The 25,448-nt window shown below is 59.1% G+C and carries 30 protein-coding genes and 2 pseudogenes; 12 read left to right on the top strand and 20 right to left on the bottom strand.

Annotation, left to right across the window (positions count from 1 at the left end; translation table 11 throughout):
- The first annotated feature begins 1 nt into the window (after position 1).
- On the top strand, positions 2–430 hold the full coding sequence (locus tag HU725_RS11545; RefSeq protein ID WP_186477315.1) for a DUF1294 domain-containing protein: 429 nt from the start codon (positions 2–4) through the stop codon (positions 428–430).
- Here HU725_RS11545 and HU725_RS11540 read toward each other — a convergent pair whose 3' ends face one another.
- Positions 431–790 carry an MmcQ/YjbR family DNA-binding protein gene (locus HU725_RS11540; protein ID WP_186477314.1) on the bottom strand — a complete coding sequence of 120 codons (360 nt, stop codon included), beginning with the start codon at positions 788–790 and terminating at the stop codon, positions 431–433.
- Complete coding sequence (locus tag HU725_RS11535; RefSeq protein ID WP_186477313.1) at positions 783–1,685, bottom strand: LysR substrate-binding domain-containing protein; 903 nt, start codon at positions 1,683–1,685, stop codon at positions 783–785. Before HU725_RS11535 ends, HU725_RS11540 begins: the two co-directional genes overlap by 8 nt.
- Before the next feature lie 131 nt (positions 1,686–1,816).
- Between HU725_RS11535 and HU725_RS11530 the strand changes: the two genes are divergently transcribed.
- Together HU725_RS11530 and HU725_RS11525 are read left to right on the top strand one after the other, a co-directional pair.
- Positions 1,817–2,428, top strand: coding sequence for an FMN-dependent NADH-azoreductase (locus tag HU725_RS11530; protein WP_186477312.1), 612 nt, complete (start codon positions 1,817–1,819; stop codon positions 2,426–2,428).
- A 130-nt stretch (positions 2,429–2,558) separates the two neighbouring features.
- A complete protein-coding gene (locus HU725_RS11525) occupies positions 2,559–3,593 on the top strand; it encodes an alpha/beta hydrolase family protein (protein WP_186477311.1) in 1,035 nt (344 codons plus the stop codon).
- Here HU725_RS11525 and HU725_RS11520 read toward each other — a convergent pair.
- From HU725_RS11520 to HU725_RS22900, 4 genes are all read right to left on the bottom strand, one after another.
- On the bottom strand, positions 3,564–4,757 hold the full coding sequence (locus HU725_RS11520) for an MFS transporter (protein WP_186477310.1): 1,194 nt from the start codon (positions 4,755–4,757) through the stop codon (positions 3,564–3,566). The genes HU725_RS11525 and HU725_RS11520 overlap by 30 nt on opposite strands.
- 156 nt (positions 4,758–4,913) lie before the next feature.
- On the bottom strand, positions 4,914–6,500 hold the full coding sequence (locus HU725_RS11515) for an ABC-F family ATPase (RefSeq protein ID WP_060477322.1): 1,587 nt from the start codon (positions 6,498–6,500) through the stop codon (positions 4,914–4,916).
- A 32-nt stretch (positions 6,501–6,532) separates the two neighbouring features.
- Positions 6,533–6,847 (bottom strand): site-specific integrase, encoded by a 315-nt coding sequence (locus HU725_RS22905; RefSeq protein ID WP_225915542.1) that lies wholly within the window; start codon positions 6,845–6,847, stop codon positions 6,533–6,535.
- Positions 6,763–7,257 (bottom strand): Arm DNA-binding domain-containing protein, encoded by a 495-nt coding sequence (locus HU725_RS22900; protein WP_225915541.1) that lies wholly within the window; start codon positions 7,255–7,257, stop codon positions 6,763–6,765. Before HU725_RS22900 ends, HU725_RS22905 begins: the two co-directional genes overlap by 85 nt.
- A gap of 588 nt (positions 7,258–7,845) precedes the next feature.
- Between HU725_RS22900 and HU725_RS11505 the strand changes: the two genes are divergently transcribed.
- From HU725_RS11505 to HU725_RS11495, 3 genes and pseudogenes are all read left to right on the top strand, one after another.
- Positions 7,846–8,769 carry a hypothetical protein gene (locus HU725_RS11505; RefSeq protein ID WP_186477309.1) on the top strand — a complete coding sequence of 308 codons (924 nt, stop codon included), beginning with the start codon at positions 7,846–7,848 and terminating at the stop codon, positions 8,767–8,769.
- Positions 8,770–8,937: 168 nt separating this feature from the next.
- Positions 8,938–9,164, top strand: a pseudogene (locus HU725_RS11500) (IS66 family transposase); the annotation flags it as partial.
- Positions 9,165–9,264: 100 nt separating this feature from the next.
- On the top strand, positions 9,265–9,393 hold the full coding sequence (locus HU725_RS11495; RefSeq protein WP_186477308.1) for a transposase: 129 nt from the start codon (positions 9,265–9,267) through the stop codon (positions 9,391–9,393).
- Positions 9,394–9,459: 66 nt separating this feature from the next.
- On the opposite strand, the gene HU725_RS11490 is transcribed toward HU725_RS11495, so the two are convergent.
- The 4 genes and pseudogenes from HU725_RS11490 to HU725_RS11475 all read right to left on the bottom strand — a co-directional run bounded on the left by HU725_RS11490 (position 9,460) and on the right by HU725_RS11475 (position 11,386).
- Entirely contained in the window at positions 9,460–9,762 is a 303-nt protein-coding gene (locus HU725_RS11490) for a hypothetical protein (RefSeq protein WP_186477307.1), read from the bottom strand.
- A gap of 348 nt (positions 9,763–10,110) precedes the next feature.
- Positions 10,111–10,619 (bottom strand): annotated as a pseudogene (locus tag HU725_RS11485) (GrpB family protein).
- A gap of 83 nt (positions 10,620–10,702) precedes the next feature.
- Positions 10,703–11,026 carry a YceK/YidQ family lipoprotein gene (locus HU725_RS11480; RefSeq protein ID WP_186477306.1) on the bottom strand — a complete coding sequence of 108 codons (324 nt, stop codon included), beginning with the start codon at positions 11,024–11,026 and terminating at the stop codon, positions 10,703–10,705.
- Between the two features lie 123 nt (positions 11,027–11,149).
- Entirely contained in the window at positions 11,150–11,386 is a 237-nt protein-coding gene (locus tag HU725_RS11475; protein ID WP_186477305.1) for a hypothetical protein, read from the bottom strand.
- A gap of 191 nt (positions 11,387–11,577) precedes the next feature.
- Here HU725_RS11475 and HU725_RS11470 point away from each other — a divergent pair, with 191 nt between their 5' ends.
- Positions 11,578–11,736, top strand: a complete 159-nt coding sequence (locus HU725_RS11470) for a hypothetical protein (RefSeq protein WP_186477304.1) — start codon at positions 11,578–11,580, stop codon at positions 11,734–11,736.
- 36 nt (positions 11,737–11,772) lie between these two features.
- On the opposite strand, the gene HU725_RS11465 is transcribed toward HU725_RS11470, so the two are convergent.
- Positions 11,773–12,111, bottom strand: a complete 339-nt coding sequence (locus tag HU725_RS11465) for a hypothetical protein (RefSeq protein WP_060477332.1) — start codon at positions 12,109–12,111, stop codon at positions 11,773–11,775.
- A 238-nt stretch (positions 12,112–12,349) separates the two neighbouring features.
- Here HU725_RS11465 and HU725_RS11460 point away from each other — a divergent pair, with 238 nt between their 5' ends.
- From HU725_RS11460 to HU725_RS11450, 3 genes are all read left to right on the top strand, one after another.
- On the top strand, positions 12,350–12,718 hold the full coding sequence (locus HU725_RS11460; RefSeq protein WP_186477303.1) for a hypothetical protein: 369 nt from the start codon (positions 12,350–12,352) through the stop codon (positions 12,716–12,718).
- Between the two features lie 191 nt (positions 12,719–12,909).
- Entirely contained in the window at positions 12,910–13,236 is a 327-nt protein-coding gene (locus tag HU725_RS11455; RefSeq protein WP_186477384.1) for a hypothetical protein, read from the top strand.
- A gap of 24 nt (positions 13,237–13,260) precedes the next feature.
- Positions 13,261–13,761, top strand: a complete 501-nt coding sequence (locus HU725_RS11450; RefSeq protein ID WP_186477302.1) for a methylated-DNA--[protein]-cysteine S-methyltransferase — start codon at positions 13,261–13,263, stop codon at positions 13,759–13,761.
- A 13-nt stretch (positions 13,762–13,774) separates the two neighbouring features.
- Here HU725_RS11450 and HU725_RS11445 read toward each other — a convergent pair whose 3' ends face one another.
- Positions 13,775–14,509, bottom strand: coding sequence for a carbon-nitrogen hydrolase family protein (locus HU725_RS11445; RefSeq protein ID WP_186477301.1), 735 nt, complete (start codon positions 14,507–14,509; stop codon positions 13,775–13,777).
- Positions 14,510–14,754: 245 nt separating this feature from the next.
- On the opposite strand from HU725_RS11445, the gene HU725_RS11440 reads away from it, so the two are divergent.
- Positions 14,755–15,474: a metallophosphoesterase gene (locus HU725_RS11440; protein WP_186477300.1), complete on the top strand. Its 720-nt coding sequence runs from the start codon at positions 14,755–14,757 to the stop codon at positions 15,472–15,474.
- On the opposite strand, the gene HU725_RS11435 is transcribed toward HU725_RS11440, so the two are convergent.
- Positions 15,428–16,042 carry a LysE family translocator gene (locus HU725_RS11435; protein ID WP_186477299.1) on the bottom strand — a complete coding sequence of 205 codons (615 nt, stop codon included), beginning with the start codon at positions 16,040–16,042 and terminating at the stop codon, positions 15,428–15,430. The genes HU725_RS11440 and HU725_RS11435 overlap by 47 nt on opposite strands.
- Positions 16,043–16,102: 60 nt before the next feature.
- On the bottom strand, positions 16,103–16,921 hold the full coding sequence (locus tag HU725_RS11430) for an AraC family transcriptional regulator (protein ID WP_186477298.1): 819 nt from the start codon (positions 16,919–16,921) through the stop codon (positions 16,103–16,105).
- A 130-nt stretch (positions 16,922–17,051) separates the two neighbouring features.
- Here HU725_RS11430 and HU725_RS11425 point away from each other — a divergent pair, with 130 nt between their 5' ends.
- Positions 17,052–17,675, top strand: coding sequence for a LysE family translocator (locus tag HU725_RS11425; RefSeq protein ID WP_186477297.1), 624 nt, complete (start codon positions 17,052–17,054; stop codon positions 17,673–17,675).
- Here the strand turns inward: HU725_RS11425 and HU725_RS11420 are convergent.
- The 6 genes from HU725_RS11420 to HU725_RS11395 form a co-directional block, all read right to left on the bottom strand.
- Positions 17,672–20,014, bottom strand: a complete 2,343-nt coding sequence (locus tag HU725_RS11420) for an autotransporter family protein (RefSeq protein ID WP_186477296.1) — start codon at positions 20,012–20,014, stop codon at positions 17,672–17,674. The two genes, HU725_RS11425 and HU725_RS11420, sit on opposite strands and share 4 nt — an antisense overlap.
- 133 nt (positions 20,015–20,147) lie before the next feature.
- Entirely contained in the window at positions 20,148–20,423 is a 276-nt protein-coding gene (locus HU725_RS11415; protein ID WP_186477295.1) for a peptidylprolyl isomerase, read from the bottom strand.
- 158 nt (positions 20,424–20,581) lie between these two features.
- Complete coding sequence (gene hbdH, locus HU725_RS11410; protein WP_186477294.1) at positions 20,582–21,352, bottom strand: 3-hydroxybutyrate dehydrogenase; 771 nt, start codon at positions 21,350–21,352, stop codon at positions 20,582–20,584.
- A 96-nt stretch (positions 21,353–21,448) separates the two neighbouring features.
- A complete protein-coding gene (locus tag HU725_RS11405) occupies positions 21,449–22,465 on the bottom strand; it encodes an ABC transporter permease (protein WP_186477293.1) in 1,017 nt (338 codons plus the stop codon).
- Positions 22,465–23,523, bottom strand: a complete 1,059-nt coding sequence (locus HU725_RS11400; protein WP_186477292.1) for a microcin C ABC transporter permease YejB — start codon at positions 23,521–23,523, stop codon at positions 22,465–22,467. The genes HU725_RS11405 and HU725_RS11400 overlap by 1 nt, the downstream gene beginning before the upstream one ends.
- Complete coding sequence (locus HU725_RS11395; RefSeq protein WP_225915540.1) at positions 23,520–25,448, bottom strand: extracellular solute-binding protein; 1,929 nt, start codon at positions 25,446–25,448, stop codon at positions 23,520–23,522. The genes HU725_RS11400 and HU725_RS11395 overlap by 4 nt, the downstream gene beginning before the upstream one ends.

Raw genomic sequence — 25,448 nt, 5'->3', positions numbered from 1 at the left:
CATGGCGCGGGTTCAGAACACCGCACCACGCCGTGGTGAGCAGGCAACGGGCGTGAGCCATGCTCGGCTGAAATGGTTGCTTTGGGGCTTACTGTGCCTGTTACCCGGCCTTGGCGCGGCCTCGATGGCCTTCGATGGCCATGGCTGGGTGCCCTTGGCGTTGTATCCACTGGTCAGCCTGATCAGCCTGCTGCTTTACTGGCATGACAAACGTCAGGCCCGAGGCAATGCTTGGCGCACGCCGGAAAAAGTGTTGCATGCCAGCGAGCTGCTGGGGGGGTGGCCTGGTGCACTGATAGCTCAACAGTTGTTGCGCCACAAAACGCGTAAAGTGTCTTACCAACTGGTGTTCTGGATCATCGTGCTGCTTCATCAAGTATTCTGGCTGGACTATCTGTTCCTTGGCAGCCGTTTCCTGCCCTTTAACTAGTCAACCTAGCAGGGCCGCCTGCTGACGCTTGGGCAGCCGGCGTACCACCAGCTGGTGCGAGCGCTGCAGCAAGTCGCACAGCTCCTCACAGCCCATGGGGTAGGGCGGTTGCATGCTGATCCACCTGGCGCGTGCGAGGTAAGGGGCTGGGCGCACGCCAGGGCGGTCGCAATAGCCCAGAAACAACTCGTCGGCCACCTTGAACGACAACCCTGCTCCGGCCAGGTCGAGCACTGCGAACATCTTGTTGCCGGCCACGGAAAACACCCGGATGCCGCCCCATTTGTAGTCCTCTCGAGCACCTGGCAGGCCCAGGCAGAAGGCTGCCACCTGTTGCGGGCTCATTTGCGGCTTAGACATAACGCTCCCCGCAGGCTTCGAAGGATAAAGCCAAGTGGTCGATCCATGCCCGTACGGCAGGTAACAGTCCACGACGATGAGGGTAGACTGCCTGCAGATAGCCGCCAGGTAGGGACCAGTCAGGTAACAGCCTCACTAGCTCACCGCGTTCCAGTTCCGCTTCGCAGAACATGCTGGGCAGTGCCGTGAAACCTAGCCCGGCGCGCACTGCGGCATTGCGCACGACAAAGTCATCGATGGCCAGCCGCGGCTCCAGCGCGATGTCCTGACGCTGACCGTTTGGCCCAAGTAACTGCATGTGCACCAAGCGATCAGCTTCGGCTGCACCAAGCACAGGCAAACTGGCAAGGTCGGCGGGGTGGCGTACGTGATCGGCGAAGCCCGGCGCTGCCACCAGCTGCATCTGTGCCTGGCGCAGGCGACGGGTGACCAGTGCTGGGTCTTCGTCGCCAAGGTCGCGTACACGCAAGGCGACGTCGATACCTTCGGATATCAGATCGACACGCCTGTTCAGTAGCACCATGTCCAGTTGCACCTGCGGGTAAAGCTTCAGAAACCCCGCGATCACATCCGGCAGAAACGCGTGGGCCAGTGCCACTGGGCACGACACGCGCAAACGCCCACGCGGCTCGCTGCTCATGCTCGCGACCACTTCGTCGGCGGCTTGGGCCTCCAACAGCATGGCTTGGCAATGACGCAGATAGCGCTCACCTACAGAGGTAAGCTTGAGCTGGCGGGTTGTGCGCTGTAGCAACCGGATGCCCAGGCGTTCTTCCAGTTCTGCGATACGCCGTGACAGGCGCGACTTGGGTATACCCAGCTGGCGCCCGGCGGCAGCGAAACCGCCGGCTTCGACTACCTGGGTAAAATAGAAGAGGTCGTTAAGGTCTTGCATGGCCGATCCACTGTTCCATTGATGGGACAAACTAGCGTATTTTTCGCTACTTTTCAGCCATTGAACCTCCCGGTAGGATTCTCCTCATCGTGATCGCCCACTGCTGCGGTCTTCAATCACAGGAGAGTCCCATGAAACTGTTGCATATCGATTCGAGCATCCTGGGCGACAATTCCGCCTCTCGCCAACTGAGCCGTGAAGTGGTGCAGGCTTGGAAAGCCACCGACCCAACCATCGAAGTGGTGTACCGGGACCTGGCAGCCGATGCCATTGCTCACTTCTCTTCCGCCACACTGATGGCTGCCGGCACCCCCGAAGAAGCCCGTGATGCGGCGCAGGCCTTCGAAGCCAAGCTCAGCGCCGAGACGCTGGAAGAATTTCTCGCCGCCGACGCCGTGGTGATTGGCGCACCCATGTACAACTTCAGCGTACCGACCCAGCTCAAAGCATGGATCGACCGCGTTGCCGTGGCCGGCAAAACGTTCCGCTACACCGAAGCAGGCCCCGAAGGCCTGTGCGGTAACAAAAAAGTCGTGCTTGTTTCCACCGCTGGTGGCTTGCATGCCGGCCAACCTACCGGGGTTGGGCATGAGGACTTCCTCAAGGTGTTCCTCGGCTTCATCGGCATCACCGACGTTGAAGTGGTCCGTGCACACGGCCTGGCCTATGGCCCGGAGCAGCGTACCCAGGCTATCGATGCCGCGCAAACGCAGATCGCCTCCGAGCTGTTTGCTGCGGCCTGATCATCCTGTGACAAGAGCCGGCAGGCGCGACTTGCGCCTGCCGGTTTTTTTCATTCATGTTTCATCTGCCAGCCGCCTGGCTGATCCTATGCTCAAGCTATCCTGATGCCTGTTGCGCGATAGCTGACCGATGAACACTTCTCGTTACTTGCTGGCATTTCTGCTCAGTGGCTTATTGGGCCATGCCAACGCTGCGTCTTGGGTTGCCGGCCTGCACCATATGACGCTGGACGACCCGGTCGACGCAAGGCCCATGCAGGCGCTGGCGTTCTATCCCTCCAATGGCACGCCCCGCGCTATTCGCATCGATGGTTACCCGATCGAGGTTGCCGAAGAAGCGCCGGTAGCGCTCGGCCAGTTTCCGTTGCTGGTGTTGTCCCATGGCAATGCTGGCAGCCCGCTGGCCCTGCATTACTTGGCTACCGCCTTGGCCCGGCGGGGCTTTGTCGTGGTGGCTGTGGTGCACCCTGGCGACAATGCTCGAGACCACAGCCGCCTTGGGACCCTGAGCAACCTTTACGGCCGCCCTCTACAGGTCAGCGAGGCGATCACCGCCACCCGCGAAGATACCTTGCTCGGCCCTTATCTGAATGACGGCAAGGTCGGTGTGATTGGTTATTCGGCCGGTGGCGAAACCGCGTTGATCCTGTCTGGGGCTCAACCAGACCTCGAACGGCTGCGCCGCTATTGCCTGGAGCGCCCAACTGACGCCGACGCCTGCAAGACGCATGGGGTGCTCATTGCCGACCGCAGCGAGCTGCAACCTAAGGCTGATGCGAGGGTAGGTGCGGTGATGCTGATGGCGCCGCTAAGCCTGATGTTCGGCCGCCACGCCCTGGCAGGGGTGAAGGTGCCAGCGCTGATCTATAGCGGCGACAGCGACCAGCTGGTGGCTGTGGACCGTAATGCCGAGCAATTGGCGCAAAAGTTACCGATTGCACCGGACTACCGTTTGCTGGCAGGTGCCGGGCACTTCGTGTTCATGGCCCGTTGTGACCAACAGCAGTGGCTACGCATGCCAGCGTTGTGCAAGGACGCCGAGGGCGTAGATCGGCGGCACATTCACCACTCCCTGCAGCGCGATACCGCAAACTTCTTTACCCAGGCCCTGGGCGCTCCAGAGCCCGCCGAGCGTTCAGCTGCGACGGCTGCGGCGCGCCAGTAACATCGTCAGGCTAACTCCAGCCAAGGCCAGCAGGGCAGCCACGCAGAAGATCGAGGCATAGCCAAGGTGCACAGCTACAGCGCCCATCACTGGGCCGGCTATGGCCAGTGCCATGTCGAAGAACACCGCGTAAGCGCCTAGTCCGGCGCCGCGGCTGCTGCTCGGTACCTGTTTTATCGCTTCGACCCCAAGGGCCGGATATACCAGCGACAGACCAAAGCCGGTCAGCCCGGCACCGACCAGCGCCCAGGCCGGTGAGGGCGCCAACCACAGCAGGCTCAGGCCCAGCACCTCCGTGGCCATGCAGGCCATGGCCACGTTGAAGCCGCCAAAGCGGTTGACCGCATTGACGAACAGTAGGCGCGAAATGATGAAGCACAGCCCGAAAGCGCTAAGGCACCAGGCTGCGCCAACCCAGCCACGTTCCAAGTAGTAGAGCGTCACAAACGTAGTCAGGGTGCCGTAGCCGATCGACGCCAGCGTAAGGCCGAGCCCACAGGGGGCAACGCGCAGGAATGCCGACCAGAACGCCAGCCGCTCCCCCCGTGAAACCACTGCGTCCGGGCGTGTGCGTAGCACTAGCAAAGCCAGCAATGCCAGCATCAGCAGAGCCGGGCCCAGCACGCTGAAATTCAAATCGGCCACCGCCAGCACGCCCAGAGGCGCGCCGATGGCTATCGCCCCGTAGGAAGCGATACCGTTCCACGAGATTACCCGCGCCGTGTGCTCGGGGCCAACCTGGCTGATACCCCAGCTCAGGGTGGCAACCCCGATGAGCCCTTGCGCCAGCCCAAGCAAAACGCGGCCACCGAGCAGCAGCCCCAGGCTCAGCAGCGGTAGCTGAAGCGACCAAGCCGAAAGCAGTGTCAACACACCACAAGCGCCGATGGAGAGCAGGCCATAGCGAATCGCCCGTTTACCACCCAAGGTATCGGCCACCCGCCCCGCAAATGGGCGGCTGAGCAAGGTGGTCAGGTATTGTAGGCCAATGGTCACCCCGGCAATGATCGCGCCAAAGCCCAGTTGGTCATGCACATAGCTGGGCAGTACCGCAATCGGCAGGCCGATGCACAGGAAGGCAATGAAGGTGTAGAACACGATCGACAGAATCTGCACAGTGACGGTGAACGTGCTACTGGCGGGGGCGGGCTGTTGCGCGGTCATGGGTTCATTCGCGGACGGGCGGGCGTGGGCTAATCATGGCCGTTGGGCGAAGGAAATGAAAGCAGGCTAACTAATTAATCGACCGGATGTTCGATCCTAGGCCGTTCGGCCCTGAGAGGAACGGCCGGGGTGGTTGCCCCGGCCGGCCCAGGTGACTTAGACCACCACGCCCTGGCTGCGCAGGTAGTCGTCGTAGGTCCCGCTGAAGTCCACCACACCGTCGGCGCTCAGTTCGATGATACGGGTCGCCAGTGAGGAAACGAACTCGCGGTCGTGGCTGACGAACAGCAGAGTACCGGGGTAGTTCTCCAGCGCCAAGTTCAGGGCTTCGATCGACTCCATGTCCAAGTGGTTGGTCGGCTCGTCCATCACCAGCACATTCGGCTTTTGCAGAATGAGCTTGCCGAACAGCATACGGCCTTGCTCACCACCGGAAATCACCTTCACTGACTTGAGAATCTCGTCGTTGGAGAACAGCATGCGCCCAAGGGTGCCCCGGATCACTTGTTCGCCGCTGGTCCACTGGCCCATCCAGTCGAACAAGGTCATGTCGTCTTCGAAGTCATGGGCATGGTCCTGGGCGTAGTAGCCTACCTCGGCGCTGTCGGTCCACTTCACTTCGCCTTTGTCCGGGGTCATTTCACCGACCAGCGTGCGCAGCAGGGTCGTTTTGCCGATGCCGTTGGGGCCAATGATCGCCACGCGCTCGCCGGCTTCGATGGTGAAGCCCAGGTCTTTGAACAACACCTTGTCGTCAAAGGCTTTGGCCATCTTCTCGACGGTGACTGCCTGGCGGTGCAGCTTCTTAGTCTGTTCGAAGCGGATGAATGGGCTCACCCGGCTCGACGGCTTGACTTCGGCCAATTGGATCTTGTCGATCTGCTTGGCGCGCGAGGTTGCCTGCTTGGCCTTCGAGGCGTTGGCCGAGAAGCGGCTGACGAAGGTCTGCAGCTCGGCGATCTGGGCTTTCTTCTTGGCGTTGTCCGACAGCAGTTGCTCCCGCGCCTGGGTAGCAGCGGTCATGTATTCGTCGTAGTTGCCTGGGAATACCCGCAGCTCGCCGTAGTCCAAATCGGCCATGTGCGTGCACACGCTGTTGAGGAAGTGCCGGTCGTGGGAAATGATCACCATGGTGCTGTTGCGCGCGGTGAGAATGCTTTCCAGCCAGCGGATAGTGTTGATGTCCAGGTGGTTGGTGGGTTCGTCCAGCAACAGTACATCCGGGTCAGAGAACAGCGCCTGGGCCAGCAGCACACGCAGCTTCCAGCCAGGCGCCACTTCGCTCATCGGGCCAAAGTGCTGCTCCAGGGGGATTCCCAAGCCCAGCAAAAGCTCACCGGCACGGGATTCGGCGGTATAGCCGTCCATTTCGGCGAACTCGGTTTCCAGCTCGGCGACGGCCATGCCGTCTTCTTCGGTCATTTCTGGCAGCGAATAGATACGATCACGCTCAGCCTTGACCTTCCACAACTGACCATGGCCCATGATCACGGTATCGATCACAGTGAAATCTTCGTAGGCGAACTGGTCCTGGCGCAGCTTACCCAGGCGGGTGTTCGGCTCGAGCATGACCTGGCCTGCGGACGGCTCAAGATCGCCGCCGAGGATCTTCATGAAGGTCGACTTGCCGCAACCGTTGGCGCCGATCAGGCCATAGCGGTTGCCGTTGTTGAATTTGACTGAAACGTTTTCGAACAGTGGCTTGGAGCCGAACTGCATGGTGATGTTGGCGGTAGAGATCAAGTGCTTGTCCTGCGGGGGTTCCAGAGGTGTATTTAGGCCCTCTCGTCATTTTTGGGCCAATTTTGGGCCAATTCGACTCGGAGCGGCAGCTTCTCCAGCTCCCTCCAATCCGAGGAGGAGCTGATCCATTTCGCGTAGGTAGAAAGCAACATCTCGACGCAATGGCCAAGCTGGTTCGCGATGAACGCAGGGTTCATCCCAGGCATGAGGCGCATGGTTGCGTAGGTGTGGCGGGTGTCGTACTGACGGCGTTCACGGATGTTCAGCGCCTTGAGCGCCGATTTAAAGTGGCCGATTGTAACACTTGGCTCGTTGATCCACAGCCCACCTTTGCTCGGTTGGAACACAAAAGGGCTAATTGGGTGGGCTGATTTGGATGCCATGGGTCGAAGAGTCGCCATCTGCTGGGCCTGGGTGTTGGTGTTGAGCGCGCGCTCGTGAGCAGCATCTCTAGCCGGCGCAGCTCAACGTATGGCATCCAGTAAATGTTGAAGATGCTCTTGTAATTATTCCGGCTACCTTGAACGATGTCCCGCCTATCCAACCACATCTGGGTGTAGGCGCCTAGGCTGGGAATGGCGTCTGCAGCTTGCCGCGCCGCCTCCGAGCCCGGGAAGAGCTCGGCATACTTCTCGTCATCGAGCAGGTTGTGGTTGGCTATTTGATCATGTAAACGGCCTGCAGCTTTGATGCCCTGCTCTGTCGGGGGATGTGCGACGGCTTCCCCGCGACGCTCACCGTTGCGAGTGAAACGAATCGAAGCGAGTCTCCACGGATTTCAATACCAAGGGCAGACCAACAGGCTTTCGAGCTATTGCAACCAGCATTGATGTGAACGGCTGCGCCGCGAGCAAGCGAATGGTGGTTCGGGACGCGATGGTGGTCTTGGTTGGTGAAAACCCAAGTACTCATCCCGGTACATCATGGACTGGGACTAGTTCGAGCTGTGGGGCGTGGTTACGCACAGAATTCAAGATCATGATCGTTGAGCGAGAGTAACTAGATAAAGTAAACCTATAAGGCGGCAGAAAGCAGGGGCGGTTCAGCTTTAAGAATCATCTTATTCTAGAATCGCAGGAGAACCACTATGCTATCTTTAGAAGAGATGGGTGCACTTAGCTCTGCGTTTTTGGATTAGGCGGCGGGCATTTATTATGCCTTCAAAGCGCACTTCGAAGTCGTCAATTAATTGTCGGTCGTTTGTTATGATTGACCTGACTGCTAGTAAATGTTAGCACTCATCATAGTGTCGGTGCGGTTCTCGGTTGGCCCGAGCTTGGCTTGATTTGAAGTTGTAACATTAATTCGTGGATTTTACTTCAATTGCTAGTTTAAGGCTATTAGTATGCGTAATTTATTTCGAATGGCCGTAGCGCTTGCGCGTTATTCTCTGCGCGCGGGCACTCTGGCGGCTTTGATATATTCGAGTTTCGGTGTGTCTTATGGGGCAATTGATAAAAACGTATCCTGCTCATCTGTTTCTGCTACCTACGTGGATTTGGGAACAGTGGCGCCAGGTGAGAAATTTGTCGTCGATAGTAGCGTTAGCTGTAAGATGCTTAGGCGTTTTTCGGGTGGGGCAGGTATTAGCTTTACAGATCGTTACTCAACAGGGGCTGTCACCGGGGTTTCATACCTGCAGAGAGGTACCAATATGATTGTTCCCCGTGGTGGGGTTAGTACAGCAAGCTATACATGTGTGTTCGGGCAGTGTGTAGACATGCCTGTAGGCACGAACTTTCTCATCAATTTAACAGGGCAGGGCGCGGCTAACAATGTGCCTGGAACATATTGGTATATGGTGAATTTTTTCATCACCTCTTTGGCTAATGCTAATTATTCAGAAGTTTATATGTCTTTGTTGTACACATATAAGGTAGCGCTACCGGCTTGTAAGGTCACATCCGCGGCTGCCATGAATCTGTATTTTGGCAATCTTTCCAGGGATGAGCTTTCGACGGCAGGCCAGATTGCCAATATAAGTCTCTCCTGTCAGTCGGCTTTGACTGCAAAAGTCACACTCGCGCCTGCTCAATCCATCATCAATGGTGCGTCAGGGATTTCAGCAACAACCTTAACAGGGTTGTCAATGATCAGCAGTTGGGCGGATAGCGGCGCGCGCGTGTCGCTCGGAGTTCCTCGTGATGTGTATTTGCACTCAGGCAGTAATAGTCTGAACCTGAAATTTGAGCCTCGGTTGGCCGATGCCGGTAATGTGCCTAGTGGTAATTTTTCCAGTCAATATACCCTCAACATTGTCTACCCGTAGGCGAGCACATGCATGTGCAGGATTTGGTTGCGATCGAGACAACCTTGTACCTCAAGTCAGTAAGGATCCAGAAAAACGCGTCAGCGCCCCGTGCCTTTTCAGGTCCTACCGGATACGCTCGATCACCTCGCCCATGTCTTGGTTCGACATGATCGTCACCCCAAGTTGAAAGTGCCGCTAAAAGATAAAACCGGGCGTGCAGACATCGCCCTGAATTCGATCACCAAGCTTCATGGCATTGCGCGCGACCTTAGCGACGGCAATGATGAAGGTCGCAAGGCTGCCCGCCTAGAGCGCAGCCTGCCACTGCTGGCTCAGCTGAAAGCAGGGTAGAGAAAACACAACCTCAGGTCATGAGGCAGAATGCATTGGGCAAGGCCATCTGCTACTTGGCTGTAAGTGTCCGGCGAAGTCACCTATCGAGCTCCAGCATTAAGGGCGGTGGTGTCCGCGTTGTTTGAAGCGAACGCGATCGCCCTTATCACAAGGATTTGCATGCACCAAAGAAGCTCTTACCCGACACTATTCAAAGTCCAGATCGTACAGGAATGCCTACAACCCGAAGCGACAATCTCCAGCGTAGCCATCCCTTACGGCATCAGTGCCAACCTGATCCGCAAGTGACCACCAACTTGCCGGGACCAATCGCTTGCAACCTTGCCGGCTTTCGTTTCGGATGGCTGATCGTTATCACCCAGGGAATTGATTGACATCTATTCCAAGGCGGTTTGCTTCCATTTTCAAAATAATTTTCCCGATATCTTTATCGCCGTTGTGCAGGCGATCAAAAAGTTTGGCAAAAACAAACAGCATCAAGTATTGGGCATTGGCTGGCGAGTGCTCTTCGAAAGATATACTTTCCGCTTTGAATTTTTTGTTTGCGGTTGCCTCTGCGTCGTTGATGAGGGACAAGACCTTGAGAATCAGGTCCCGCTCTACGCAGCGAAGCGTTTGAACAATGACTTTTCTACTTTTCCTGGAGATGTGCGACACGTTCAGCTCCTCTAAGGTTGGAAATGATTTGGGTGAACGCATTGCAATGCAGATGGCTATTGATGAATCGGCCGGATGATCTTGCGCTGGCGTGCCACCCAAAATCGCTAAATTCACCTGTTCGATAACTACAATCTGAACGTTAGGGGCGCGGCTACGTTTGACACAATAAGATACATCTTAAACGTACTGCAAGGGTTGGGAGCTTGTGCCTCAGCCTATGAGGCATTAAGCATAATTTATATCCGGACGCACTTAGGGGCGGCTAGAAATCGGCCTTTGCGAAATACTGCACTCGACCATGGCGGACATCGAATGTCGGATGAGCCCTCGCGGGCCAACGATCATTCAAGGATGCATACCGGCGTCAATCAGCGCGGCGGTAATGAATGGTCCTTTTTTCTCCAAATATTCAGCCATACCACCAGTATTGCTCGACTCCAACTCAAGCTTAAGCGCTTCATACCGCCGGCGGATCGTGGCATCGCGCCTGAGCAAATCTCTGAACCCAATCATCTGTGTGATCGCAATATGTCCCCGGACACAAGCATGGAGCTTGTGCGTGCGAATCTCGCCCACGTTGCGTCGGTAGAAACAATCCCGTCAGACAGGTCACTTCCTCGAACGTATCCCAAATCTCTCAACACCTCGTCTCGCGCCGAGGCATTGCAATGATCGCAGACCTCGATGAGCACATCGATTTCCGGTTTCGCCGCGAGACCTGGAACAGAGGTGCTTCCAACGTGGTGTATCGAAATCAGCGCCTCGCCAAAGGCTGAAGCGATAAGTGTCTTGTCTGCCAGAAATCGAAGCGGCCATGCAGGGTCATAGGGAGTAATCTTGCTGGTCAGTACCATGTCCGTTCCTTGGCGGGAAATACTCGAAGTCGAGAACTATCTTAGAGCTTGCCCTATTCAGCATGACTGATGAGCACCTTCGATCAATACTCCAGACGACGGATCGGCACGCTACCGCGTTTGTACTGCTGGTAGGCGGTGAACGGCAAGATAATCGTATCGGCAACTCCAGAGGCTGCCATGTCAATCAGGATAGGAAACGGCGCCCAGTGTGCTCCCGTTCGTTGCGGCCCATTTAAGTTGCAATACTGATAAGCGACGCCACTGTATGCTCGACTAAGGGTATGACAATTGGTCTGCCATTTCGCCAAGTCGTCTACGGCTTTTGATTCGTCCGATACCGTGTGCACCGTGGCACAGCCACTCAGCAATATCGTTAGCGCCACGCCACTCCATAGCTTGCTCATTCGAAAACTCCATTTGAGGTAGCCAGATCATAGCACCTCGATGTCCGACGGTGCTCGCGGTGCCGCTCGTTCCCCAACGCGAAAAATAGCTACAGAAGCCGAGAGCCGGGCGCGTTACCTGAGTTAGCCTTCTGGGGCAGTAACGCCACAGATAAATTCATCGGACCCAAGCCGGTGCGACCCAAACTCGACGACATAGTCGGTACCACGTCGCTGTGCCTCGGCCCTGGCGGTTTGCTGGTCGGCATAGATGTCGACGAAATGCCAAGGATGAGTCGCTCGTAGCACACCCCATCCGAGGACCCAGCCTGGATTATCAGGATCAGCAGGAAGGTTTTTTGCAAGGCTTCGGATACTCATGCCTTTCTCCTTCAAAACTATCACCGCTACTGATGGTCGGTACCCGTTGGCTTTTGCGGGCATGCATGGGCTTAACAACTGTAAAGAAATGGCAAAATTTGCCCAGGCTTGCTGTTTGGAAATTACGCTCTGCGGCACAGCCCTGCCGTGCACTAACCGGGGCTGTGATTCGTAACTTTTGCAGTCGTGTAATGAGGTTCAAGCATGTCGTGCGTGCGATCATGGCCGTAGCAGTGGTATCGATCCTTACAGGTTGCTGGATGTTCATGCCGCCAGGCGGCGGTGGGCACGGTGGCGGTCATGGGGGGCCGGGTATGATGGGCGAGGGGCCTGGCGGCGGCCACCGCTGATCCTCAAATGTTCAATTGACTCATCAGTGATCAAGCTTATGGCGATTCGCTGGTCTGGCAATCAGCATCATCAAGCAGCCTTTCTGGATTGAAGAAGAACGATGCAATGATCACCGCGCTGACAACGCCCATTGCATCGGCGAGCAGCAGCAGAAATTCGCGCCCCTCTCCCAAAATCATTGTATGACTGAGCGCCAGGCTCGCGCCATGCGGGAAGGCGGCAATGCTGAGCAAGGCGACCGCCAACGCGGTTGACAATAGCCGCGTGTAGGTCCTGCCGAATGCTGACATGTAAGCCCAGAATATAAAGATGCTGCACACCGCCAAGGCGGTAGATGTCAAGAACTGGGTGAGTATTTCCAGCCACCACACCATGGCGTTCTCCTGAGGTCATGCGGGGTTCTTATGCATGAGAATCATGGAGCGAAACAAACGTTCCGCTGGCGGAAAAAATTACCTCAAGCCCGTGCACAGGCCTGAACACGCTCGCTGGCGTTATAGCCAAAAAACCTATAGCGCCCGCTTCTTTGCGCAGTAACATAGGCCGATAAGAGCTCAAAAAAGGGTTGTGGCTTGGCAACGCATTCTTGAGGGGGTAATTGGAGCGTGTCGCGTGAAAAGCTCAAGCGTATTTGCAGGCGCAATACTGTCGACCACCCTCACTGCGTTGTCCTTGGTTGGATGCGCCCAGAACCCTGATGTACGGGCAGGGCATGATTTCACCTCTGGTTACACGCAGCGAAGCCCACAGGCCTATCTGGGGTGCGTCAAAGGTGAACTCCCGAGTAACGTGAAAACTTACCAAGTCGCTACCGGCGATTCGCTCAAGCTTTATGTTCAAAGCATTGACCCCGATAAGGCCGACGGCTTGATCGAACTTCGAGAAACAGGGAACCAGCACGCGTTTACTGCCTACCAGCGTGACGCCTGGTATGACCATGGCCGGCTACTCGATGCAGCCTTGATGTGCAAAAGAGTCTGAGGCAGCACCTGCATACACCAAAAGCCCGCATCAGTAAGCGGGCTGTTTGCATTCAGACTGCTTCAGCCCCGGCTGGGTCTAAAGTAGACTTCGGATTCTGCGTGAGATTGTGCAGCCCGCGACTTTAGTGGATTACGTCGCAGCACCTATCCCGGATACAATGACCCACGTTCAAGACGGGTTAAATGAAAATGCCAATTTTTCGCATCTTTGTTCTTTCGGCTCTCACAGCTGGCCTTGCTGCCTGTGCCAATCCTGGCAAGCCCACCGCAAGCAAACTCACGGCAAAATCTCCGCAAGATTACGCTGCTTGTGTCCTGCCGAAGTGGCAAGCCGTCTCTGCGCAAACTACGCAGAAGTCGATCAGCCACGGTTATCGACTGACGGCGCCCAGCGCCGTAGCCTCGGACGAGGTGTTGGAAGTAGTGGAAAGCCGTGAAGGCAGCCGAGCAACTTTCTACAAAGGGAGCTTCCTGTCCACTGACAAGCTGCGCTTGGCTGCCAGAGAGTGCTTGTAGTAACCGGCTGCATGGGAAATGCCGATGTCCAACGCCTTCACGTTCATGTCGTCGCCAGTCGGCACCCTTACGTTGGTGGCACGGGGTGAGCGGCTTGGCGCCGTGCTTTGGGAGGCCGAGCGGGAGAACCGCGTCAGGCTGGGCCAACTGCACCGCGATGACCAACACCCCATGCTCAGGGAAGCGGCCCGGCAGTTAGACGAGTACTTCGCCGGCATGCGCCAGCGCTTCGACCTGGCACTGGAGTTCGCCGGTACCGATTTCCAGCGTCGAGTGTGGACGGCTTTGCTTACCATTCCTTTCGGCCAGACGCGCAGCTACAGTGACATCGCCCGGCAGATCGGCGCTCCCCAGGCAGTGCGCGCGGTGGGGGCGGCCAACGGGCGTAATCCGATCTCGATCATCGCCCCTTGTCACAGGGTGATCGGTGCGTCCGGTAACCTGACCGGGTTCGCCGGAGGGTTGCCGGCCAAACAGTACCTCTTGGCATTGGAAGGGCGACAGACCTTTGCGCTGGATCTGTAGTGCACAGTTTTACCTAGATTCCCAGCGGCACCGCGCGTGCTGTATTACTTGCGACGTCCAGCAGGATCATGCCCTCTGCTTTGTCAGTCAGTGCCGCCAGCAAATTGCCGTGGCGGTCCCATGCCGCAGAGCCTCCCGCACCGACGAATGAGTCGCAGGGGCCAACACAGTTGGCCATCAAAACCGGCATGCTAAAGGCTCGGGCCACTTGCGGATAATGCTCGTGGCCCTCGCGGATTCCTTTTGCGGTCTTGGCAGCACTGACCAAGTACAGCTCGGCGCCCAAGCGATGGGCGTGGGCAGCATGGTCGATGAACATCGACTCGTAACAGATCGCCGGGGCAATGGTCAGTGGCCCCGCATCGAACACCAGGGGATGATCCCCCGGCGCGAAAAACGGCCGCTCATCCTCGTGCAGGCGCTGCTTGACGTAGGCCAGGGCGGGCATGCCTGGGCGCAGGATCGGCATGCCGATGCGGATACCCTCTGCGCTGGGCAACGGTAGCCCCACCGCGGCACTGATTGCCAGCTTGTCACACAGTGCCTGCAAGGGTTCCAGGCTGGCGCAAGTCAGCGGCAGTGCGACCTGGCGCGCCAGGGTCGGCTCGTAGCCGGTCAATGACAACTCTGGGAAAACCACAAGCTCGATGCCAAGTGACGCCGCTTGCTCTATACAACGCATATGGCGGAGCAGATTGCTCGCCAGGTCGCCCTTGCGCGACGCCAGTTGTACGGCGCAGAGTTTCATGGTGCGTGCCTTCCAGGGTGCCAGAATGGCCGAGCATACCCCCCGCGGGCTGAGCTGCACCAGTAGAGCCTCGCGCCAGTGGTCGTACCCAATCGTAGCTGCCGTGGCCAGTGCCATGAGCATGCAGGCCGAGCATCGAATCGCACCTGGACCTGCGCAGGCAAGCGAGCCTGTGCCATGCTGTTGGCAAATGCGCGCGTGCCGATGGCCACGCCGGACAACCCAGGCAGTAGAGGAGCAGGGCGATGAGCCGGTTTCGGCGGGTAGCCGCCAACAGTGCAGGACGGGATTTGGCCGTGGGCGATATCCATGGGCATTTCCCAAGGCTTGAGCAGTGCCTGCAGGCCGTGGGCTTTGACATCAAAGTGGACCGCCTATTCAGCGTCGGCGACCTGGTCGACCGTGGACCGGACAGCGAAGCGTGCCTCTGGTGGCTGTCTCAGCCTTGGTTTCACGCGGTTCAGGGGAACCATGAGGCACTGGCGATCAGTTACCTGCACGGTGGGCGCCTGGACCTGGACATGTACCGTGCAGCGGGTGGGGGTTGGTTCATGGATATGCCTACCGAGCAGCAGGCGGTGTTCGTTGAACGTTTCATGCAACTGCCGCTCGCGATGGAAGTCCAGACCGAAAGCGGCCTGATCGGCTTGTTGCATGCAGACACCCCGTTCAATCAGTGGCAAGCGCTACGCGATAGCCTGCTATTCGACGACGACCCGACGGTTCGCCAAGTGTGTCAGTGGTCGCGTCAGCGCCTCAAAGATGGCAGCGATGAGGTCGTACACGGGGTGCGGGCTTTGTTGGTGGGCCATACACCCGTGCTGCAAGCCAAGCAACTTGGCAACGTCTGGCACTTGGATACCGGCGGTTGGGCAACCGGGCATTTCAGCCTGATGGACTTGGCCAGCCTGCAGCTGATCAGCGCCACAGCAGATGAATCAAAAGCCCCAGGGCCAGCAGGATGAGCACGCACCCGGCCACTCGCTCCAGCCATGGCAGAGCACCGGCGAAGCGCTTGAGCAGCCGCTGGTTGCCAATGGCGCCGGCCACCAGCAGGTCCCACAACAGCACGATAGCGAACATCCACGCGCCGTAAAGCCACTTCCAACCTGTGCTGGTGCTCGCGACCATGCCCGCCAGGCTGGCGTAGAACAGCGCGTTCTTTGGGTTGAGTGCGCCACAGACGAAGCCCATGCCCAGCGCGCGTCCCCAACCAGGGATTGCCCCCTGAGTAGTCACGGCTGTCAGCTCGCTGCTGCCCGCATGGCGCAAAAACAGCAGACCGATATAGAGCAGGTAGCCGGCCCCGGCCAGTTGTACGGCGGCGAACAGCGCACTGCCTTCGCGCAGGATTGCCAGCCCGGCAAACGCCATGGCGATGAACAACCCATTGGCCAATGCAATACCGAGGCAGGTGCCACTGGCCACCCGCCAACCTGCCGATATCGAAGTGCGCGCCACTAGGAAAAAGTCAGGCCCCGGTGACAGGAGGGCGAGGAAGTGGGCGAGGGCGACTATCAAGAACTGTTCCATCAGAGCTTACTCATGGCTAAAGCCGTAGTCTGAGTGGTAGCCCTGAAGCGGTATTGAAGATTATTGCGCTTGACGATATTGCCCCGGCGTCACACCAACGTGGTGTTTGAACACGCGCTGGAAATGGCTCTGATCGGCAAAACCCAAACGGTAGGCAACCTCCGCCAACCCCAGCCCTTCACGCAGCAATAACCGGCCATGGTTGATCCGCGCGTTCAGCAGATAAGCGTGGGGCGTCAAGCCGGTCGCTGCCCGGAACGCGCGAATCAATTGATAGCGGCCCATGCCCACTTGGTTGGCCAGATGCTCAAGGCTAAGTTGCGCCAGATCCTGCACTTCGATGTACTTGATCAGGCCGTGTACGGCGGGCTTCGTCAACTCAGGAACCGGCGCCGCCGGGCACGCTGGCTGCGCGGCAAAATCGTGATCGCCCAGGAATGCCACCAGCGCCGCCCCTTTCTCGGCAACGCTGGCTGCAGAGAACAGCAGCGCATTGAGTTCGCAAAAGTCACGATACAGCGCAGGCTTGCGGCTTACCCGTGCTGGGGCGCCGGGCTGCGCGGCTGCCAAACCTGACTCCAGGCGCATCTGCGCCAGCCAGGTAGCGTCGATGTGAAGCATCTGGTAGCTCCAGGCTTGGCCCGGTTGCGGGTTGCAGGCATGGACCCGCTGTGCCGGCACCAGGACCAGAGTCCCAGGGCTCAGGCGCTCTTCCCCCTCGCCAGCGCCAGTGAAGCAACTGCTGCCGGCATCCACCGCGCCAATGGAGAAAGTCGGGTGGCTATGGGCTTTGTAACAGGCGCGGCTATGGCAGGCACGCCGGGCTTCTACCCACGGCAATGCCGGGTCGCGCCATAGCACAGAGCGGGCAGCGGGCATGGCAAGCTCCTTGATCGGCAGCGCAGCTTAGCAGCGCAGAGCCTTTGGCCGTACAGTTTTTGTCGGTGGCTGTACCTTGACCCAACACCACCGTGCATCGACAGTAACGGCGCCTTGTCTGGAGAACAAAATGGACCTGCCAAGCCTGTTGCTATTCATCCCGGCCTGTTTTGCCCTGAACATGGCGCCGGGGCCGAACAACCTGCTGTCACTGCACAATGCCAGCCGCTTTGGCCTGCGCACCGCTTGTGTGGCCGGGGCCGGGCGCATCATCGCTTTCAGCGGCATGATCGCGTTAGCGGCAATGGGCCTTGCCGCGGTGCTGCACACCAGCGAATACCTGTTTCTGGCAATCAAAGTAGTGGGCGCGGCCTATCTGTTCTATATCGCCTGGCAACTCTGGCGCGCCCCAATTGGCGAGGCTGTTACGCCCGGCGATCAACCGCGTGGTACGTGGCGCCTTGCGCGTCAGGAATTCTGGGTAGCGGCGGGCAACCCGAAGGCCATTCTGATTTTCACCGCCTTCCTGCCGCAGTTCGTCTCGGTCGGCAGCGCCACTTCGGTGAGTGAACAGTTCCTTTGGCTCGGCGTGCTGTTTCTGCTGCTGGAATGGGCGGCGATTGCCATCTACTCGGGGCTCGGTGCCTACCTGCAGCGCTGGTTTTGCCAGCCGAGCTCACGCCGGCTGTTCAACCGGGTAAGCGCTTCGCTGCTCGGCTGTGCCGGCCTCGGTTTGCTGGCGGCGCGTCGCTAGAACTCCCAACGCACCCCCAGGTTCACGCCGCTGGCCTGCTGCTGGCGGCTGTCGAGGTTGCTTGCATAGTGCACCCCCGCGTGCATGCTCAGCGCACTGCTTATCTGCGCTACGAGCCCGCTTTCAACGCGCAGCGAGCTGGACCGATAGTCGGTCTTGATGCTGTCGACGTTATCGAAGGTGAGGGCGTCGCGCCCACCGTCGCTTTGCCACACGTCAAACTGCACATAGGGTTGCAACAAGCGCCCATTCGCTGTGTGATAGGCCCCTTCTAGGCGCACGCCAAGCCGACCGGTGATCTCCACCTGGGCGTCGTGGCTGACCCGCGAGACACTGTCGCTGGCACTGTCGAGCAAGACTTTCTGACCGATCAGTTGGGCTTGAGGCTCCAGCGTCCAGCGTTCAGATACGCTAAGCGGGTAACCGGCTTCCACAGACGCGCTCCAGGCGTGGCCGTCGATGTTCAAACGGTCGCCTCGGTTGGAACGGGCGCGGCCTTCGAGGTGGGTATACTGCAGCACCGCATCGATGTAAGCCCCGCGTGGGTCGATGAGCGTCCAGTAGGCGCCGACACTGTCCCCGGTCAGGCGCAAGTCGCCGACACTGCGGCCATCCTCGGCCAGGGCGAAACCTTTGACATCGGCATCCAGCCGGCTGTGACCGACGTAAAGCCCCAGATGCTGGCGATAACCACTGTCGCTGGCCTTGCCATAAAGGTCCTGGCCCACCTTGAAACCATACAGGTCCCCATCCAGGCTCGGGCTCACCGTGCCGCTCCACCCTTGACGTAACCCTTGAGCGTAGGCTTGACCCCAGCTGGCAGGCAGCGCGCCCTGACCGTTCATAAGCCGCTGGTCACCTTGACGCTGATGGAAGGTGCCAAGTGCCTGGCGGGCGATGACCGCCGCTCCCCGTGGTGCAGCGGCATACACCGGCACCTCGGGGCGATACAGGGGCAGGCTGGTACTGGCAATGGCAGCGGGCAGTTCAGCCTGGCCAGGCGCAGGGGCAGCCACTGGAGGTGTTACTGCTGGCTCGACCTCGGGCTCGGTAGGAAAGGAAGGCTCCGAGGGCTCAGAGGGCTGTGAAGGCTCGACAGGGTCCTGAGCCGGCACTGTGACCAAGGTCGAACGCAGGTACCAGCTGTTTTCGCTGCCTGCGGTCACGCCGCCTTTGAACAGCCTGTAGTCATAGGCGCCCGCTGACAACGTTTGGGTCTGGACAAAGGCCGTCGCGCTGCTGGTGGCGCCGTCACGGGCCTCGACGACCAGTATGCCGTTTTGCTGGGTAGCGGCACCTGTACCAGCCAGGTTATTGACCTGCAGTAGGGTACTCCCTGTGATGCTGCCACGGCTGACCACCAAGCGGTCGGACGCTGCGTCGTCGCCAGCGAGCACACTGTTGACCCGCAACAGGCCATTTTCACCTTGATAATTGCCGATGATATTCAACCGCCCTTGTGCATCCTGGCCTGCGCTCAAATCGATGGTGCCTGCATTGCGGACATTGGCCTGCTGTTCGGAGATCAAAGGCGCGACGGTGCCCAGGCGCGAAACCAGCGCACTCGTGTCATCGACTACCAGGGTGCCAGTGCCGCTGTCCGCGTCGCCCAGAACCAGGGTGTCATCCAGCGTCAGACGGCTGCCCTGCTGCAGCTCGATCGCTTCGAAGTTGAGGTAGCGTGCGCCACCTTCGAAGGTGCTGTTGATGAAGTCCAGCCGGTCGTTGCCAGCATTGCCATCGAGCGTGATGTTCAAGGTTTGCGAAGTCAGGTTGCTGATGCTTACCTGATCGTCGCCCAGGCCCATGTCGACACGCCCGCCGATGGTGCCGCCTGACCAATTGAGTGTGTCGTTGCCCGCGCTGGCGAGCACGTTGCCATTGAGCATGCCCCCACTGATGGTGATGCTATCTCGCCCGCCACTGGTGCTGATGTTGCCGCCGATGGTGCCACCACGCAGAATGATGGTGTCGTTACCGAACCCGCTGACCAAGTTGCCATCAATCAGGGTTTCGACCCCTGCATCCTGAGACATCTCGAAGTAGTTGTCGGCTAGCTTTAGGTCGACCCTGCCAATCCGCCCGCCTGCAAAGATGGCGTAATCGCCATCTTCGAATGCGCCAACGATTCGCCCTCCGGACATGTAAAACGTGTCGTAACCTTCCCCTTGATTGAGCGACTGCACGGTACCGCCGAGCATCTTGAAATCATCGATCGCGGCGCTTTGGGCGATAGCGCCTAAGTTGTCCCCTGGCCCGACCTCCAGCGATTGAGCAGCTACCGCAAGAGGCAAGGTGAGCAGGCTAAAGGCGACAGGCAGCAGGTCATGGCAACGCATCGGCAGGTCTCCTTAGTCTGCGAAGAAGCCACTACCTGAAGCGGCACTTTTGTACCGTTTCGGCCCTGCCTGTGTTTTTAGGTAAAAGGTCGTAACAAGACAACTGGCAAAAATGTCAGGGGGCACATAGCCATCAGTCGCGGTAGAAGGTTTGAACCAGGTGGTAACCAAACTTGCTTTTGATCGGCCCGTGGACCACCCGCAGCGCCTTTTTGAAGATGACCTGGTCGATCGAGCCAACCAACTGACCAGGTCGCACTTCGCCCAAGTCGCCGCCGCGCTTGCCTGAAGGGCAGATGGAAAACTTCTTCGCCAGCACGTCGAACGCCTCACCGTTGGCAATGCGCTGCTTGAGCTTCTCAGCTTCTTCAGCAGTCTTGACCAAGATGTGACGGGCTTGAGCTTTCATGGGGCACCTGTGCTTGCGGGGCAAAAAGGGCGACATTATGCCTGATCGAGCAGCGCCGTGCGGTCACGCAAGCGCCCCAACGCTTGCGGGTTGGTCAGGGCATCGGGGTTTTCGCAGCGATTGCCCGTTAACGGCGTTACGGATGGCCAGTTTGCCTTTCACTGGGCCAACCAGCCTCCATCGACGTTCCAGGCGGCACCGCGTACTTGGCTACCGGCCTCGCTGCATAGGAACAGTACCAGCTCACCAAGGTGCTCGGGTGTGACGAAGGCGAGCGAGGGCTGCTTCTCAGCCAGCAGGTCGTGCTGGGCTTGCTGCGGGTCCACGCCATCGGCGGCGCGGTCGTCGATCTGCTTTTGCACCAGCGGCGTCAGCACCCAGCCTGGGCAGATGGCGTTACAGGTGACGTTGCTGGTAGCGGTTTCCAACCCCACCACCTTGGTCAGGCCGACAACGCCGTGCTTGGCGGCGACATACGCTGCCTTACCCGCAGAGCCAACCAGCCCATGCACCGAGGCAATGTTGATGATCCGTCCCCAGTTACGGGCGCGCATACCTGGCAGCGCAAGGCGAATACCATGAAAGACTGCCGAAAGGTTCAGGGCGATGATCTTGTCCCAGCTTGCCACTGGGAACTGCTCCACCGCAGCCACATGCTGTATGCCAGCATTGTTGACCAGGATATCGACCCCGCCAAACTCACGCTCGGCCTGGTCGAACAGCGCCTCTATCTGTTCAACTTGCGAAAGATCCGCAGGATGGTGGATGACTTTAACGCCGTGGGGGGCGATCTGAGCCGTGGCCCAAGCAGGGTCGCCAAAGCCGTTGAGCACGATATTGGCGCCGGCGCGGGCCAGCACTTGGGCGATGCCAAGGCCGATACCACTGGTGGAACCTGTGACCAGTGCAGTCTTGCCTTTCAAACTCATGGAGAAACTCCTCAGACGATACCGGTGGCGTAGAAAATGGCGATGACGATGATGACCGCCAGCGTCCTGATCAGGGTAATACCGAAATGTCCTTAACTAGCTACGGGGGTCGAACGCTTCGCGCAGGGCATCGCCAATGAAAACCAGTAGCGAAAGCATCACCGCCAACGCAAAGAACGCGGTAAAGCCCAGCCAGGGCGCCTCCAGGTGCTGTTTGCCTTGGGTAACCAACTCACCCAAAGAGGCGCTGCCGGCGGGCATGCCAAAGCCAAGAAAGTCCAGCGCCGTCAAGGTTGTGATAGCCCCGGTAAGCATGAACGGCACGTAGGTCAGCGTTGCGTTCATCGCGTTGGGCAGCACGTGCCGCAACATCACCTGGGTATCCGGCAACCCCAAAGCGCGAGCCGCCTTTACGTACTCAAGGTTACGCCCCCGCAAGAATTCAGCGCGTACCACGTCGACCAAGGTCAACCAGGAGAAGAGCGCCATGATCCCCAGCAGCCACCAAAAGTCCGGCTCTACGAAACCACTGAGGATGATCAACAGGTACAACACAGGCAGCCCCGACCACACCTCCAGCAAGCGCTGCCCGAACAGGTCTACCCAGCCGCCGTAATAGCCTTGCAGAGCACCGGCGCCCACCCCGATCAGCACGCTGATCGCTGTCAGGGCAAAGGCGAACAGCAGTGAAGTACGCGTGCCGTACAGTACCCTTGCCAGCACGTCGCGGCCCTGATCGTCGGTGCCTAGCCAGTTGCTCGGGCTAGGTGGGCTGGGCGTGGGCACTTGCAGGTCGTAATTGGGTGTATCGGCGCTGAACGGGATAGGCGCGAACAACATCCAGCCGCCCTGACCCTCGATCAGGTGGCGCACATAGGCGCTGCGGTAGTCTGGCTGAAACGGCAATTGGCCGCCGAACTGCTGCTCGCTATAGCGTTTGAGTGCCGGTACATACAGCTGGCCCTGGTAACTGAGCAACAGCGGTTTGTCGTTGGCCACAAGTTCCGCGCACAGGCTCAGCAGCATCAGGCCGGCAAACAGCCAAAGCGAGACCCAACCCAAGCGGTTGCGGCGAAAGCGTTGCAGGCGACGACGCGAAACCGGCGAGAGCATCAGTGCGCCCTCGAGTCGAAGTCGATGCGCGGGTCGAGCACCGTGAAGGCCAGGTCGCCTATCAGCCGAAACAGCAGCCCGGCGAGGGTGAAGATGAACAGCGTGCCAAACACCACCGGGTAGTCCCGTGACACGGCGGCTTCGTAACTCATTCGGCCCAGGCCATCGAGTGAGAAGATCACTTCGATCAGCAAAGAGCCTGCGAAGAATACGGTAATCAGCGCCTGCGGCAGCCCGGCCAGTACCAGCAGCATGGCATTGCGCAACACATGCCCGTATAGCACCCGGCGCTCGCTCAGGCCCTTGGCGCGAGCGGTGGTCACGTATTGGCGGGAAATTTCGTCGAGAAACGCGTTTTTGGTCAGCAGTGTGAGCGTGGCGAAGCCGCCGATTACCAGCGCACCCACCGGCAACACCAAGTGCCAGAAATAATCGGCCAGCTTGCCTAACAGGCTCAGTTGGTCGAAGTCTTCCGAGACCAGCCCACGTACCGGGAACCAATTGAGCGAAGTGCCGCCGGCGAAGAGTACGATCAGCAGTAATGCGAACAGGAAGGAGGGCAGGGCATAGCCGACCACGATCAGCGCACTGCTCCAGGCATCGAAGCGGCTGCCATGGCGTAGCGCTTTGCGGATACCCAGGGGAATGGACACCCAATATGTGATCAGTGTGGCCCACAACCCTAGTGACAGCGTCACTGGCATCTTATCGAGGATCAGGTCTGTGACCTTGGCTCCGCGAAAGAAGCTTTGGCCAAAGTCCAGTCTGGCGTACTGGCCAAGCATCAGCCATAGGCGCTCGGGAGCGGTCTTGTCGAACCCGTACTGACGCTTGATTTCTTCGATCAGCTTCGGGTCCAGGCCGCGGGTGGCTCGGGAGTCTCCGTGCACGACTTCGGCCCGAGTGCCGGGCGCGCCGCCACCCAGCCCTTGAAGGCGTGCCACTGCCTGCTCGACCGGGCCACCGGGCGCAGCCTGAACGATGGCGAAATTGACCAGCAGGATCGCCAGCAGGGTCGGGATGATCAGCAGCAGACGCCGCAGGATGTAGCTGGTCATGGCTGCGCCTTGCGCCGTTTGGCCATCTCTTCGTTGGTCAGCGCGGTTGGGCTGATTTCCCACCAGCTGTCCAGTCCTTCGTCATAGGCAGGCTGAATGTTCGGTATGCCGAAGCGGTTCCACCACACGGTCGAACTCCCTGGCGGGTAGTAGTTAGGGATCCAGTAATAGTTCCATTGCAGCACCCGATCCAGAGCATGGGCATGGCGCAACATGTCGGCCTGAGTATCGGCGCGCACCAGCCCATCGATCAACTGGTCAACTACGGGGTCCTTGAGCACCATCAGGTTGTTGGAACCCGGATCATTGGCAGCTGCTGAACCGAAGTAATTGTAGAGTTCTGTGCCCGGCGACAATGTCACGCTGTAGCCAGTGACGACCATGTCGTAGTCGCGAGCCATCAATCGATTCACATATTGCGCCGAATCGACGTTACGGATATTCAGCGTGATACCAATCTGTGCCAGGTTGCGCTTCCACGGCAGCAGCAACCGCTCCATGCCCGACTGCCCGTTGAGGAAGGTAAACGTCAGTGGCTCGCCTTGGGCATTGACCAGGCGATCGCCTTCAGGGTGCCAGCCGGCTTGTTGCAGCAACGCCAGCGCTTGCAGCTGCTGGGGCCGAACGATCCCCGAACCGTCGGTTACCGGTGCGCTGAACACGCGGTTGAACACTTCGTCCGGCACCCGCCCACGCAGGGGTTCGAGCAGCTTGAGTTCGGCGGCGTCCGGCAGTGCCCTGGCAGCCAGCGGGGTATTGGAAAATACGCTTTGCTGACGGATGTACAGGTTACGCATCATCTGCCGGTTGCTCCACTCGAAGTCCCACAGCATGGCGAGCGCCTGGCGTACCCGGCGGTCCTTGAACTGCGGCCTGTCGAGGTTGAACACGAACCCCTGGGCCGGCTGCGGCTTGGCCGGGCCCAAGTGCGCGCGCTGCAGGCGGCCATCATCCAGTTGGGCCCCGTTGTAGCCCAAGGTGTAGGCAGTGGCGGAAAATTCGCGGTTGTAATCGTAGCCCGCGCCTTTGAGCACCTGGCGCGCCACTTCGGTGTCGCCGAAGTACTCGATGCGAATGCGCTCGAAATTGTAGCGCCCGCGGTTGACCGGAAGGTCTCTGGCCCACCAGTTCGGATCACGCTCGAAAGTGATACTGCGCCCATTATCGATACGAGCGATACGGTATGGGCCACTGCCAACCGGTTTGTCGAAACCTGCACCGTTGGCGAAGTCGCGGTTGGCCCAGTCGTGGGCGGGCATTACCGGCAAGCTGGCCAAATCCAGGGCCAGGGTGCGGCTGTGGGGCCGCTTGAAATCGAAGCGCACCTGCTGTGGGCCCTCGATTGTGACCTGGGCCACATCGGCGAATTGAGTACGGTACTTGAGGCTGCCCTCGGCCATCAGCTTGTCGAAGCTGAACCGCACGTCTTCGGCACGCACCGGCTTGCCATCGGCGAAGGTCGCTCGCGTGTCGATCTCAAAGCGCAGCCAGGCATCATCCGGGCCACGCTCCATGCGTCGGGCGATCAGACCATAAACGGTGTAGGGTTCATCGAACGAACGCTGCGCCAAAGGCGCGTACAACCAGCCATCGACCTCGCTGACACCGATGCCTTTGTCGATGTAGGGCAGTATGTGGTCGAACTGGCCGATCTCGATGGCCGAGCGGCGCATCAGCCCACCCTTGGGCGCGCTGGCGTTGACATAGTCGAAGTGGCAAAAACCCTCGCTGTAGCGCGGCGCGTCACCATAGACGGTGAGGGCGTGTGTCGGCGCTGCCTGGGCTATCGAGCCCAGATACCAAGACAACGCCCCAACGATGACGCGTAGGAGCGGGTTTACCCGCGATAAGGCCGAGCCAGGCACTTGTAAGGGCTGCCTGAAGCTTTTCGCCGGTAAGCCCGCCGCCACACAGGGCATGATGAT

The organism is Pseudomonas promysalinigenes (assembly GCF_014269025.2).
Lineage (GTDB): Bacteria > Pseudomonadota > Gammaproteobacteria > Pseudomonadales > Pseudomonadaceae > Aquipseudomonas > Aquipseudomonas promysalinigenes.
Note: the sequence above shows the minus strand (reverse complement) of the source record. Positions and strands in the feature narration are given on the sequence as shown.